The sequence below is a fragment of the Mesorhizobium sp. M0571 genome, from assembly GCF_040320985.1.
In the GTDB taxonomy this organism is placed as follows: Bacteria; Pseudomonadota; Alphaproteobacteria; order Rhizobiales; family Rhizobiaceae; genus Mesorhizobium.
Genome location: NZ_JAMYQT010000038.1, coordinates 1 through 13297 on the forward strand (window position 1 = coordinate 1; position 13297 = coordinate 13297).

12 protein-coding genes and 1 pseudogene are annotated in these 13297 nt (G+C 61.4%); 5 read left to right on the forward strand and 8 right to left on the reverse strand.

All coding sequences use genetic code 11. The features are described from left to right. A pseudogene (locus tag NKI85_RS28845) lies at positions 1-560 on the forward strand (transposase); the annotation flags it as partial. Positions 561-1254: 694 nt separating this feature from the next. On the opposite strand, the gene NKI85_RS28850 reads toward NKI85_RS28845, so the two are convergent. The 8 genes from NKI85_RS28850 to panB form a co-directional block, all read right to left on the reverse strand. Continuing rightward, entirely contained in the window at positions 1255-1515 is a 261-nt protein-coding gene (locus NKI85_RS28850) for a helix-turn-helix domain-containing protein (protein WP_352496595.1), read from the reverse strand. 415 nt (positions 1516-1930) lie between these two features. Then, positions 1931-3754 (reverse strand): glutamine--fructose-6-phosphate transaminase (isomerizing), encoded by a 1824-nt coding sequence (gene glmS / locus NKI85_RS28855; RefSeq protein ID WP_352779565.1) that lies wholly within the window; start codon positions 3752-3754, stop codon positions 1931-1933. Between the two features lie 796 nt (positions 3755-4550). Then, complete coding sequence (locus tag NKI85_RS28860; protein ID WP_352779568.1) at positions 4551-4961, reverse strand: DUF2285 domain-containing protein; 411 nt, start codon at positions 4959-4961, stop codon at positions 4551-4553. A gap of 58 nt (positions 4962-5019) precedes the next feature. After that, positions 5020-5394 carry a transcriptional regulator domain-containing protein gene (locus NKI85_RS28865; protein WP_352779571.1) on the reverse strand — a complete coding sequence of 125 codons (375 nt, stop codon included), beginning with the start codon at positions 5392-5394 and terminating at the stop codon, positions 5020-5022. A gap of 3 nt (positions 5395-5397) precedes the next feature. Beyond that, positions 5398-6042 carry an acyl-homoserine-lactone synthase gene (locus tag NKI85_RS28870; protein ID WP_352764637.1) on the reverse strand — a complete coding sequence of 215 codons (645 nt, stop codon included), beginning with the start codon at positions 6040-6042 and terminating at the stop codon, positions 5398-5400. 93 nt (positions 6043-6135) lie between these two features. Next, the gene (locus tag NKI85_RS28875; protein ID WP_352779574.1) at positions 6136-6861 is read right to left on the reverse strand and encodes a LuxR family transcriptional regulator; all 726 of its coding nucleotides are present in this window, start codon (positions 6859-6861) and stop codon (positions 6136-6138) included. Positions 6862-6955: 94 nt separating this feature from the next. Further along, a complete protein-coding gene (gene panC / locus NKI85_RS28880) occupies positions 6956-7816 on the reverse strand; it encodes a pantoate--beta-alanine ligase (RefSeq protein ID WP_352779577.1) in 861 nt (286 codons plus the stop codon). Then, on the reverse strand, positions 7813-8673 hold the full coding sequence (panB, locus tag NKI85_RS28885; protein WP_352779580.1) for a 3-methyl-2-oxobutanoate hydroxymethyltransferase: 861 nt from the start codon (positions 8671-8673) through the stop codon (positions 7813-7815). The genes panC and panB overlap by 4 nt, the downstream gene beginning before the upstream one ends. 173 nt (positions 8674-8846) lie before the next feature. Here panB and NKI85_RS28890 point away from each other — a divergent pair, with 173 nt between their 5' ends. From NKI85_RS28890 to nadC, 4 genes are all read left to right on the forward strand, one after another. Continuing rightward, positions 8847-9815 carry an NUDIX hydrolase gene (locus NKI85_RS28890; protein WP_352515987.1) on the forward strand — a complete coding sequence of 323 codons (969 nt, stop codon included), beginning with the start codon at positions 8847-8849 and terminating at the stop codon, positions 9813-9815. A 66-nt stretch (positions 9816-9881) separates the two neighbouring features. Next, positions 9882-10856: a quinolinate synthase NadA gene (gene nadA, locus NKI85_RS28895; protein ID WP_352508058.1), complete on the forward strand. Its 975-nt coding sequence runs from the start codon at positions 9882-9884 to the stop codon at positions 10854-10856. Next, a complete protein-coding gene (locus tag NKI85_RS28900) occupies positions 10853-12394 on the forward strand; it encodes an L-aspartate oxidase (protein WP_352779583.1) in 1542 nt (513 codons plus the stop codon). The genes nadA and NKI85_RS28900 overlap by 4 nt, the downstream gene beginning before the upstream one ends. Beyond that, positions 12394-13248, forward strand: coding sequence for a carboxylating nicotinate-nucleotide diphosphorylase (nadC, locus tag NKI85_RS28905; RefSeq protein ID WP_352779586.1), 855 nt, complete (start codon positions 12394-12396; stop codon positions 13246-13248). The genes NKI85_RS28900 and nadC overlap by 1 nt, the downstream gene beginning before the upstream one ends. Positions 13249-13297 lie beyond the last annotated feature (49 nt).

Consider the following 13297-nt stretch of genomic DNA (forward strand, 5'->3'; position numbering starts at 1 on the left):
GCGCAAGCATGTCGCGGATCTGGAGGCCAGCACGACGGCGCGCTTCGAAGCGTCGGCCAAGACAGGCAAGGTCCGCAGGTTCAAGGAGTTCGTTGACGGCGCCGCTAGTTGGAGCCGCGTCGAGCGCATCATCGCGCGGGTCGAGGTCGGCGCCCAAGGTGGCGATATCCGCTTCGTCGTCACCAACCTTGCCGGTGGGAAGGCCAAGGCGCTCTACGAGGATGTCTACTGCCGGCGCGGCGCGGCCGAGAACCACATCAAGTCGTGGAAGACGCATCTTGCCGCCGACCGCACATCCTGCACCAGAGCGACGGCCAACCAGTTCCGGCTATTCCTGCATGCCGGTGCTTACTGGTTGATGTGGGGCTTGCGGGCCGCGATGCCTAGGCGCTCGAGCTTTGCCGTCGCCCAATTCGACACGCTGCGATTGCGCCTCATCAAAATCGCTGCGCGGGTGGTCGAGATGAAATCGCAAATCCGCCTGCACCTGCCGACATCGGTGCCCCGACCAGCGCATCCTGCGCATCGTCCTCGATCGCATCCCCCAACTCGCGACATAACGATGGGGGCAGACGCCCCGAAACGAACCCGTCGACCGCAACCTGCAAACCCTCGCCTGCCATCACGACGAAGCAATCCCGGCGCCTGACGAGGCGCGTGGAAAAGCACCGCAACGGCGACCACAATGTCGCTTCAGGCCGTCAAAAGCTTATCGCCGTGCATCAAGGCGGCTAGAAGCGCGCCGGCAGCCTGGCGGGGGGCTTGGGGTTAGACTGCCGGCGCACGCCACTCATGAAGAGCGGCCCCTTTTTGCGGTTCCGACACCCATAGTCAACCCGGCAGCGTCTGGATGCCCGCTGTGCTCTTTTCAGAGCGGCTCGCGATGCCGGCCATGTCGGCCGATCCTGCCTAGGATGGGGGGCCACTCTCGTCGGCCGAGTTGATGCTCCAGCCAGTATCGCCTTGCCGACCAGCATGGGTTCGCCGTTAGCAATCCATCCTCGCGAGCCAATGCTATCGTGCACGTGTCGCAGCACTCCGGGCGGCTATATCGCCTAAGACAGCATGACGAAGCGTTCCAACTTCCTGTTCGGCGAGCCCGTGTGCAGTTCCTGACTCGGACAGTGGACGAGAATTCTCTTGGCGGTACTGCGCCAGAAGGCATTCGCGTCCAACGGAATCAAGCGACGACTATCAGCCGCAAACGTCACATCACAAGAGCGGTCTTCCACCCATTGCAGATTATCCGACTGATCAGGCGGCGTCCGATATGTCCGACTCTGCCTCAAGAATTCCCACAGGTATGGACAGCGATCTCGCTATCCGATTCCGATAGCCCTTATTGTACTTTAGACCCCGCTCGATGTTTTGGATTTCCTGAGCGGCAAGCCCGCACGCGACCGCGAGGTCCTCGATTGAATACCCAAGGTGCTCACGATAAGCGCGGATGATGTGGGTCCCCTGCGACATAGCCGTCAAGACTGGCTCGGGAATGCGCGAATCCTTCATAAACATCTCCAAGAAGATGGGAGCGCCTGACAAATCGGGAGATTTCCTCCCCGACCCTGGCGCACACCCAGCAAATCAAAAAAATGGACGTCCATTCGGCCGGACCGGCCTCATCCATGGAATGGGCCACTTGAAATTGGCAGCCGGGTCGGAATATGGCGGCTCACCTGCTTCTGATCAAGTTCTAAGAACCTGCCCGCCATGAGATGGCCTGATCGGCTGTAGCGCATTCGACCTGCGATCCTACACGACTCATTCTCCCCGATGGCTTTCTTGAACAGCAACTCGAACTCTCACTGACGCCTCCAGTGGCTATTCGCGGCACCGTCCACCCAGCCTCGCGGACGCTGATACCTTCGACCAATTTCCACCGCCGATGCAGCGAAGATGGACAAGCATCGCCACCTATAAAGGTTCACAATCATTCGACCGTGACCGATTTTGCGAGATTGCGCGGCTGGTCTACATCTGTGCCCATGAAGAGCGCCGTGTGGTAGGCAAGAAGCTGTATCGGCAGCGAGAAGATCATCGGCGCGATAATCTCGTCGACAGCCGGCAGCACGAGCGTGTGCATGGTGTCGAGTTTCGATGCGGCTGCCCCTTTTTCATCGGTGATGAGGATAATCCGCCCTCCACGGGCAGCCACTTCCTGCATGTTGGAGACGGTCTTGTCGAAAAAGCGATCATGGGGCGCGATGACGATCACTGGCATGTTGTCGTCTATCAATGCGATCGGACCGTGCTTCAATTCACCCGCCGCATAGCCCTCGGCATGGATGTAGGAAATCTCCTTGAGCTTCAGCGCACCTTCCATCGCTAGCGGGAAACTGGTGCCACGGCCGAGATACAGGACGTCACGACACTTTGACAGTTCGCGCGACAGGAACTCGATCTCCGGCTGGATGCAGTTGAGTACCTGGCCCATGACGCGCGGCACTTCGGCGAGGCTCCTGACGAGCGCCTGCAGCTCGTCTTCGGTTACGGTCCCGCGGGCTCTGGCGGCGCCGATGGCGAGTGCGGCTAGAACGGCAAGCTGGCAGGTAAACGCCTTGGTGGAGGCGACGCCGATCTCCGGTCCGGCAAGGATCGGGAAGACCGCATCGGCCTCCCGAGCGATGGTCGATTCGCAGGCATTGACGATAGCGCCAATTTTCAGCCCACGCTCCTTGCAGTACCTCAACGATGCGAGCGTATCAGCGGTTTCGCCGGACTGCGAAATGAAAAGAGCCGCCGACTGCGGCGACAACGGGATCTCGCGGTAACGGAATTCGGACGCAACGTCGATTTCAACTGTCAGGCGCGCATAGCGCTCGAACCAGTATTTTCCGATCAGTCCGGCGAGATAGGCGGTCCCGCAGGCCGAGATCGCCAAGCTCGGGATCCTGGCGAAATCGATGCCAGAAACCGTGTCGGCGCGATTCTCTATGATGTTGCTATAGTGACGGAGAGCATGGGCGATGACTTCGGGCTGCTCGTAGATTTCCTTCTCCATGAAGTGGCGATGGCTGCCCTTGTTGGCCAGATCGGCCGCGGCCGTGGAGGTATGGCGCGGACGCTCGACGGGATGGCCGTCGAAATCGAAGATATGGGCGCCCGAATTGCCGACAACGGCCCAGTCGCCCTCGATGAGATAGGTAATTTCATTGGTGAAGGGAGCGAGCGCGATCGCGTCGGAGCCCAGGAACATCTCGCCGTCGCCGTGACCGATCGCCAGCGGTGGTCCGTTGCGCGCCGCCATGATGGTCGACGGATCATCTTCGAAGAGGACGGCAAGCGCATAGGCGCCCCTGACGCGTTTCAGCATGGCACGCATCGCCTCTTGCCGCCTCATGCCCTCCCGGCGGTGTCTTGCCAAGAGATGCGCGACGACCTCGGTGTCGGTGTCAGTCTGGAACTCGGCGCCAGCCGCCGCCAATTCGTCCTTCAGCTCGGTGAAATTCTCGATGATCCCGTTATGGACGACGGCGACACCGTCGGTAAAGTGCGGGTGCGCATTGCGTTCCGTCGAGGCCCCATGGGTTGCCCAACGCGTGTGGCCGATGCCGATGTTGCCGCTCAGCGGCTCTTCCTTCAGTCTCCTCTCGAGATTGACGAGCTTGCCCTCGGCGCGCCGGCGGTGCAAGGCACCTTCGGTGATCGTCGCAACGCCGGCGGAATCATAGCCGCGATATTCCAAACGCTTCAATGCGTCGACCAACCGATCCGACACCGGCTGTTGCCCAACGATGCCAACAATCCCGCACATGTTCGTCTTCCCATTCTTGCCGGCAGCTTCAGCCCACGCGAGACGGATACCCATCCGGCCGCTTTCATTGGGGATCTTGTAGTAGTATTCGGTAATATTGGTACAATTGATTGTAGGGATAACTATCATCTACCCCATGGATGAGCCCCTGATCTAAACTTCTCGTTGCGCCTGACGCCCTCATGACCGAACGCAAGCCCACACCCCGCGGCACGAAGGAACAATCGGCCATGCGCGACCATCCCGGCTACGCACCTGACACGAAGCGCCGCCGCTCGTGATCACGCGGTGATCGGCATGATCACAACTGTAGTTAGGCAGCATCAGCGACGCATGATCGGCATCATCATCATCAGCAGCGTCGGCGCCGTCGGCATGATTCACGTGTTCGTCACGTTGATCATAATCATCGTCGCCGCCGATCAAGTTTAATGCCTGCCGCTGTTGACGCGGCTTTCGCCGGTAGAGTTTAGCCCGCGATGGCCTATCAATACGCTGTTGGTCGGCATGGCCGAAACCGAGAGTCAGGCGGCGCACGCCACAGAGCACGTTCAGCGACCGTTTCAGTCAGCGCCGGCTTTGTCGGGGTTCGTAACGGTCATCAGGATTCTCGGGGCATGAATGCACTATCACGAAAGCGTTGGTTCTTAGTGCTTCGTCCATATTACTCAAACCCGATTCCCGCAGCGGAAGAACTAGGCGCGTGTCACGTTTTGTACAAGGCACAATAGCAGTGAGAAATGGAGATTGATGCCTGCCCGTTTTCGGATAAACAATCACCGAGCTGTCACCCGAATTATATCAGGAACTGTCTATAGCCACCGCCCATCAGGTAGCGGCCACGTTGGATGGCGCGACGCACCTGATCGCGAAGATGGCTACCTGGATGAGACCAATCTTCTTCGACACGGCGTCTCCCGAACAGGGCAATGGCGATCTCCTGATGAGATGCTCCCGCAAGCGAGCCATCCAAAGCCTGGAGCACGATACGCAGACGCGCTCCGCGGGGTTCCGGCGGAAAGCAAGCAGCTGCCAGGCGGCCGCAACCACTGATGTCGTTCAGGAACTGAAGGGCAGCGACATGGAACTTCAGGTGCTGCGGCTGCACGATCGCGTCGACATATAGCCGCAACGGGCGGAGAACGGATGCACCGGAAAGGGCGATCTGCAGACTCCGGCAGTCCTCCCTCAGCAGCACGTGCTGCACGCCGGCAGGTGTCAGCAGGATGTCCTTGCAGCATGAGAGCGACGAAAGATCAAGCGGTTCAAAATCGTGGTCGAGCCCAACCAGCTCCGCGGCCGCTCGTAGAATACGGGCGCAGTCGCGCGGATCCCAAAAGACCCTTGCCGACGTAGCGTCCCACTGTGGCGCGTCCGCGAAAAAGGAGGCTCCATTGTCTTAGGAAAGATGATCCTGTCGTCAACTCGATTATGTTCATGTCGGCCTGGGCTCCGACAATGCAGGCGGACGGTGCCATTTTGGCGTGGTCGCGCTGGAATTGTGGATTGCGCCGAAGAAACTCCCAGGCCCAGGCAGTGCGTGGCAATCGTCTGGCGTAGTGGTAAGCTTCGTGACAACGCCAGTCCGGCCAGCATACAAGACCGACCGTCGCTTCCTTGGGCAGACCAGCATCCTTCACGGCTCAGGTGTCCACAATGCCGCACGGGCCTAGAACCGGTTGCCACAGTACCGGTCCGCTCAGACGTCCCCTGCTGCGGATGCGCAAAAGGCTCGCGCGGGAAATCTCGAGAAACCCGGCCACCGCCTCCGTTTTGCCGACGGACTTGGGTTGTCCGATGCGCGACAATGGCCACGTCGCGAGGCGAAGGATCCGTTCCATGCGCGTGTCCGTCACCGTTACTATCCGGGTCAGATCCTTGGCCAAGCCGAACTCGATCATGCCCGCGAAGAGCTCGTAGGTTGCCTGGGCCAGTCCGCCCGCTGCCTTGGGCGCCGACGGAGGGAGATCGAGCGCGAAACGACTGCTCTCCCATATGTCGGAGGTCGAGGGCACGACGTCAGCACCCAGCAGCACCGGGAACGTGTCGCGCAACATTGTGGGTCCGGTGCTGGGCAAAAGACGCACGCAACCGCGAATTCGCCAGTCGGATCCCTTGAGGAGCAGATAGACAGGCTTCAGACCATCAAACGGGTCTGTTTCCATCTGGTCTTCGGTATCAACTTCCCAATCCAGCCTTTCCTTGAACACCCGAAACCTCAGCCCGTGCATGTCTTTGAGCTCGCTTGCGAACTCGTCGTAAAGGTCTGGTGTTATCAGCTGCATCATGGTCGCCTCCGTGCGGGATGTGTTCCCGCCATCGAAGGGCAAAGCCGGCAGCGATGCAGCCTGTAGAGGTTTACAGCTATCGTGGCCGACGAATCAGGATCTCGCCTGGCCGGAGGCAGCCAGTCGTGCAACGGCCTGGTTGATCGTTCGAACGCCAAGCTTTGCCTTGGCGTTTTCCAGATGAAAGGTCACGGTGCGCTTTGAGACGCCGAGAAGCTGGCTGATAACCCAAGCCGACTTGCCGCGCGCCGCCCATTTCAGGCACTCGAACTCCCGCGGGGTGAGCGTTACACCATCCACCACGCGATCGTCGGCGAGCCTGCGCCGGACATGGATATGACAGTTGATGGCCACCAGCTGCAATGCTTTTTCGTAACGTGTCAGTGACCGCAACAGAGGCGGGCGGGACTCGTCGGAAGCAAAGGTCAGGGCAGCAAACCGGCCGCAATGATCATGCATGGACATCGTCAGGCCGCCGCGGATGCCAAACTCAGCCGCACTCTCCAGAATTTGTTGCTGCGAATTCGGCAGACAGTGCCGAGCGCGATCCACACCCCAATCAAAGGTATCCCAGCCTTGCAGCCCGCGCAGGATGACCGGATCAAGACTGTGGTACCGCTGTTGCAGATAACGTGATGTCCAGGATGAAGGATAGTTTGAGATCAATTGCGGGGCGTCGCCGGGGGCCGACGGGTAAGTGAAATAGGCGAATAGCGGAAAATCGAAGCCGGCTGCAGCGGATGCCATTGCCTCACGGAGATCGGCAGCATCAACACTTGCAGACAGTTGCTCGACGAAGTTCTCAAACACGCGATGCATTTGCGCTTTGCGTAACCTCCGTGATCGCTCGATGCCAGGCAGAGACCTTGTTTTAAACGATCCCGGACGGATACAGCGCGTGCCGAGAACCCCGTTAATCTGTTGAAACCCGTGATATTCTGACGTTGTCTATGAGCCGTGTGCCGCCGAGCCAGGCCGCGACAAGCAAGCGTGCAGGTCGGTCAAGGCTTGTCATGGGTCGCAGATCTGCCTCGTCGCGAAGTTCCAGGTATTCGACCTCGCGATAGCCCGCAGCCAGAATTGCTGCGCGCGCTTCGGCAAGCGTTGGCAGGACGGGCGAGCCGCGGGCAAGCCGCTCAGCCGTCTCGAGCAAGACCGATGATAGCTCGGGGGCAACAGCACGCTCTGCTTGCGAGAGCCGGACATTGCGCGATGATAGTGCAAGACCGTCGGCTTGGCGGACTGTCGGGCAAGGAACAATGGTGATTGGAATATCCAGGTCCCGGGCCATACGCCTGACTAGCCGAAGCTGCTGAAAGTCCTTTTCGCCAAAGAAGCCGAAGTCAGCGCTGGTCTGCAGGAAGAGCTTGGCGACGACGGTCGCCACGCCATCGAAATGTCCCGGCCGGAAGGCACCGCACAGGCCCTCGCTGACACCGGACACCGAAACGGTCGTGGCGAAGGCCGCCGGATACATCTCCTCTGCGTCCGGCGCATAAAGCAGGTGCGCGCCAAGCGGTGCCAGCTTGGCGGCATCCTCGTCCTCGGTGCTCGGATACGCGGCGAGATCGGCCTCGCTGTTGAATTGCTTCGGGTTGACGAAGAGCGTCACGATCACCCGGTCGGCCTTCACGAGTGCCGCGCGCACCAGGCTGAGATGGCCCTCATGGAGGACGCCCATCGTTGGCACGACGGCAATCCTCACGCCCTCGCGGCGCCATGCGGCGACGATTTGGCGAAGCTGGGCAACGCTCCTGACAATCGGCACGCTCACGCTGCTTCTCCGCTCTTGGTGGCGTCCCCGTCGGCGGGCTTGGGCGCATCGGCAAACACGTGCTCGGCGGCCGGAAACTGGCGCTCCTTCACTTCCCGCGCATAGGCCGCGATCGCAGCCGCAGCAGCCTCCCCCAGTTCAGCATAGCGCTTGACGAATTTGGGCCGGAAGTCGCCGAAGAGGCCCAGCATGTCGTCGACGACGAGAATCTGGCCGTCACAGGCGGCCGAGGCACCGATGCCAATGGTCGGGGTCGCCACCTCCCCGGTGATCCGGCGGGCGAGCGCCTCGGGAACCTTCTCCAGCACGACCGCAAAGGCGCCCGCTTCGCTCACCGCAAGCGCGTCGCGCCTGATGCGCTCGGCATCCCCGCCTCTGCCCTGCACGCGGTAGCCACCGATGGTGTTGATCGACTGCGGCGTCAAGCCGACATGGGCCATGACCGGCACGCCGCGCGCGGCGAGGAAGCCGATCGTCTCTGCCATCGTTTCGCCGCCTTCGAGCTTGACGGCCGCGCAGCCGGTCTCGGCCACGACGCGCGCGGCATTGCGGAAAGCCTGCTCGGGGCTTTCCTCGAAGGAACCGAACGGCAGGTCGACGACCATCAGCGCCTGCTCGAGGCCACGGCGCACGGCCTGGCCGTGAATGATCATCATCTCCAGCGTCACACCGAGCGTCGAGGGCAGGCCGTGGAGAACCATGCCGACGCTGTCGCCGACCAGCACCACATCGCAATGGGGATCGACAAGCCGGGCGACTGGCGTCGTGTAGGCGGTAAGGCAGACGAGCGGCGTCCCACCTTTGCGCGAACGAATATCCGGCGGTGTGATCGCCTTGGTGTCACCAAACGCACTCAATGGACCCTCCTTCCCCTACGTTACCAACCGCGGGTGTCGCGTTTGCCACATTTTTGTGCAAGTGCGAAGAGCTAAAAATGGTCGTGCAGCTGTGCGGTGTTGACGTGCGGACAGGCGCGCTTACACTTAAATCGATTCAGGCGCCCCCGAGCTGGCCAACCACTTTCGCGAACATGGACGATCAGGCAAAAGGACCCAGGAAAGACGGAGCCGCCGTCAAGGCCGACGAAGTCAAAGTGGACCTGATCGCCTTTGTCGTCGCCGTAAACGACAGTGAACCCTGTGTCCTCACCATCGGCCAGGCGGACACCCTTCCCTCCGGACCATTTGCGCTTGAGCACCGATCGCTGCAATCCGGTTTGAGGGGGTGGGTCGAGCAGCAGACCGGCCATCCGCTGGGGTACATTGAGCAACTCTACACCTTCGCGGATCGGGATCGCATCGGCGCCGAGCGCCAGCAGCGCGTCATCTCCATCAGCTATCTCGCATTGACCCGCAAGGAACAGGCAGCTGGCTCGCCCAAGTGCGGCTGGCAGAGCTGGTATGAATATTTTCCATGGGAGGACCACCGCTCCGGCACGCCTCCGGTCGTGCTGGACGTTCTGCGACCGCGCCTGATTGAATGGGCAGACGGCGTCAGCGACGCGGCCACGCGACGTGAACGCTGGCAGCGGGCGACGATAGCCTTCGGCTTCGACGACCGCCTTTGGAACGAGGAACTCACGCTTCAACGCTATGAGTTAGTCTACGAAGCAGGCCTGGTCCAAGAGGCCGGAAGCGGACGGGACGCGACGCTGCCTCCGCTGGTGCCCAGCAAGTCTATGGTCGCCGATCATCGCCGCATCGTGGCGACCGGCATTGCGCGGCTGCGCTCCAAGATCAAATACCGGCCGGTCGTCTTTGAGCTGATGCCGCCGGTCTTCACGCTTTTGCAGCTGCAGCGAACCGTGGAGGCGCTTGCCGGCAGGCTCGTGCGTAAGCCGAACTTTCGCCGGCTGATCGAGCAGCAGGAGCTGGTCGAAGAGACCGGAGAGGCAACCGCGGAGACCGGCGGCCGGCCAGCGAAGCTTTACCGGTTCCGCCACGCCGTTCTCGACGAGAGGGTCATCGCCGGGACAAAATTGCCGCTGGCGCGGGGTTGACATCGCTTATACTCACAGCAAGTATATGCTGGTTATTTTCAACTAGAGTATAAGCTGGAGGGGTCGATGAGCGCCATGCTGCCTGCGACCGCGTTTCTCTACGAGCGCGTCCGACGAGTGATCCCGCCGATCGAATGGCCGGCTTTCGTCGAGGATATCGAGGCGATCCTTGCACTGAAGCGCGAGCGCAACGCCATCATCCTGGCGCACAACTATCAGACCCCCGAGATCTTCCATTGCGTGGCCGACATCGTCGGCGACAGCTTGGCACTGGCCCGCACGGCTGCGACGATCGAGGCGCAAGTCATCGTGCTGGCCGGCGTACATTTCATGGCCGAAACGGCCAAGCTGCTCAATCCGCAAAAGACGGTGCTCATTCCCGACCTGCGGGCAGGCTGTTCGTTGGCGGAATCGATCACGGCAGAAGACGTGCGCTTGATGCGCCAGCGTTATCCCGGCGTGCCGATCATCACTTATGTCAACACGTCGGCCGAAGTGAAAGCCGAGTCGGATATCTGCTGTACATCCGGCAACGCCAAGGCGGTCGTCCAATCCCTTGGCGTTCCCCAGGTGATCATGCTGCCGGACGAATATCTGGCCCAGAATATCGCCGCCCAGACCGATGTGCAAATCATCGCCTGGAAAGGGCATTGCGAGGTGCATGAGCGCTTTACACCGGCCGACATCCGCGAGTTGCGCGAAAGCCATCCCGGCGTGATCGTGCTCGCGCATCCCGAATGCCCGCCCGACGTCGTGGCTGAAGCAGATTTTTCCGGCTCGACCGCTGCCATGTCCGACTATGTCGAGAGGCAAAGGCCGGCACGTGTCGTGCTGATGACGGAATGTTCGATGAGCGACAACGTCGCGTTAGCGCACCCAGAGGTCGAGTTCATCCGGCCCTGCAATTTGTGCCCTCACATGAAGCGGATCACGCTTGCCAACATCCGCATGGCGCTCGAGCAGAACCACCATATCGTAACCATCGAACCCGGGATCGCCGGGCGCGCGCGGCTTGCGGTCGAACGGATGCTGGCAATTTGAGCGCCGATATCCGCAGCTTCTTCGGGCGGCCCATCATCATCGGCGGCGGCATCGCCGGATTGATGACCGCGCTTCAACTGGCGCCGGAGCCGGTGCTGCTTCTGTCCAGGACGCTGCTGGGAGCTGACAATTCGAGCACCTGGGCACAGGGTGGTCTGGCTGCAAGTTTCGGCGAAGACGACGATCCGGAACTGCACCTGGCCGATACGCTTGCCGCCGGGGATGGTCTCTGCGACACAGACGTGGCGAGCCGCATCCTCCAAGCCGCGCCCAAGGCGATAGAGGGGCTTGCGGGCTTTGGGGTTCCCTTCGACCGTACGCCGCAAGGATCACTGTGCCTCGGATTGGAGGCCGCACACAGCCGACGTCGCATCGTTCATGCGCATGGTGACGGCACCGGGCGTGAGATCATGCGTGCCCTGATCGCGGCTGTGCGTTCCACTCCGTCGATTGTTGTCGTGGAGGGCGCGGAAGCGCGCCGGCTGGCGGTGCGAGAGAATGCGATCCGAGGCGTCTGGGCGAGCGGTTCGATAGGACCTGTCTTCTTCGGCTCACGGCGGGTCGTCCTCGCCACCGGTGGGATCGGGGGACTGTTTCTCGACACCACCAATCCTTGGGGCAGTTACGGACAGGGCCTGGCGCTTGCGGCCCGCGCTGGAGCTGTCCTTGCCGACCTCGAGTTCATCCAGTTCCACCCGACCGCGCTTGACGGCCCGGAACGCCCTATGGTGCTGGTCAGCGAGGCCGTCCGCGGCGAAGGTGCTGCCCTGATCGACGAAACCGGCCAGGCTTTTCTCCAGAGCGTGCCAGGGGCGGAACTTGCGCCTCGTGATGTCTTGGCGCGCGCCGTCTGGAACCATCTTGCCAACGGCCACCGTGTTTTTCTCGACGCGCGGCAACGGCCTGGCCCGGAATTTGCTCGACACTTCCCGACAATCGCATCAGCCTGTCGTGGAGCCGGCATCAATCCCGCGCGCGATCTCATCCCCATTCGTCCGGCCCAACACTACCACATGGGTGGCGTTGCCGTGGACGGCTCCGGTAGGACCTCCGTCAAGGGGCTGTGGGCCTGCGGCGAAGTCGCTTCGACAGGACTGCATGGCGCCAACAGGCTCGCCAGCAATTCCTTGACCGAGGCCGTCGTGTGCGCGCGCTGGGTCGCTGAAAGTGTCGCCGGAACGCCTGCTCGCAGAACAAAGCCTGCGTTTGCGGACGTTTACCCATCGCCCGCGCCGACACCCGTGCGTGTTTTCCTGTCGCGCGCACTCGGCATCGTCCGGGATGGTGAAGGTTTGAAAGCAGCCGCATATGCCTTGTTGCCGCTCGCCGAAAGCAAGGACGCGGCCTCGGATCCGGCGGCTGTCGGGCTAATGATCGCGGTTGCCGCCCTGTTGCGCGAAGAAAGCCGCGGCGCTCATTACCGGACAGACTTTCCTCATCATGCGACTGTCGCCCGACGGTCCGAAATCACCCTCGAAGCCGCCTTGGCCGCTGCGCGGGAACTCGGACACTCGCCAAGCCTCGAAGGGGCAAAGTGATGACGCTCTCACCGCTTCCCACGGTCATGCTTGAGCCGCTTGTAAGGGTAGCTCTTCTTGAAGACCTTGGCAGAGCCGGCGACTTGACCACGGAGGCCATCGTGCCGAAGGCACACCAAGCGGGAACCGTGCTGGCGGCGCGCCAGTCCGGAGTTGTCGCTGGCCTCGATCTGGCGATGCTCGCTTTCCGCTTGATTGATCCTGATGTCGAAATTTCGGTGGAGCGGGCAGACGGCTGCAATGTCATGGATGGAGAGGTCATTGCATCAGTGGTTGGCCCTGCCCGGGCCATTCTCACAGCCGAACGGACGGCACTCAATTTTTTGTGCCATCTGAGCGGCATCGCTACAGCAACGGCATCGATCGTCGCTGCGGTTCGTGGATATGGCGCGAAGATCGTCTGCACGCGCAAGACGACGCCCGGATTGCGGGCAGTCGAAAAATATGCCGTGCGCGCAGGTGGCGGATCCAATCACCGCTTCGGCCTCGACGACGCAATTCTGATCAAGGACAACCACATCGCCATCGCAGGCGGCGTTCGCCCGGCGCTCGAGCGAGCACGAAGATGGGCCGGTCATCTCGTCAAGATCGAAGTCGAGGTCGATACGCTGGCCCAGTTGGAGGAGGTACTTGGCTTCGCTCCCGATGCGGTTCTGCTCGACAACATGTCCCTCGCCGATCTTCGCCGCGCCGTCGCAATCGTTGGCGGCCGTGCTATCACCGAGGCTTCTGGCGGGATCGCATCCGATACAGCGCGAGCGATTGCCGCGACCGGCGTTGATCTGATTTCAGTCGGCCGACTGACCCACAGCGCGCCGATCTTGGATATCGGCCTCGACTATTGGGGCTCATGATTGCCTGAGGAACGGACAGGATCGAATCAACTGTCCTTTCCGATCGTCA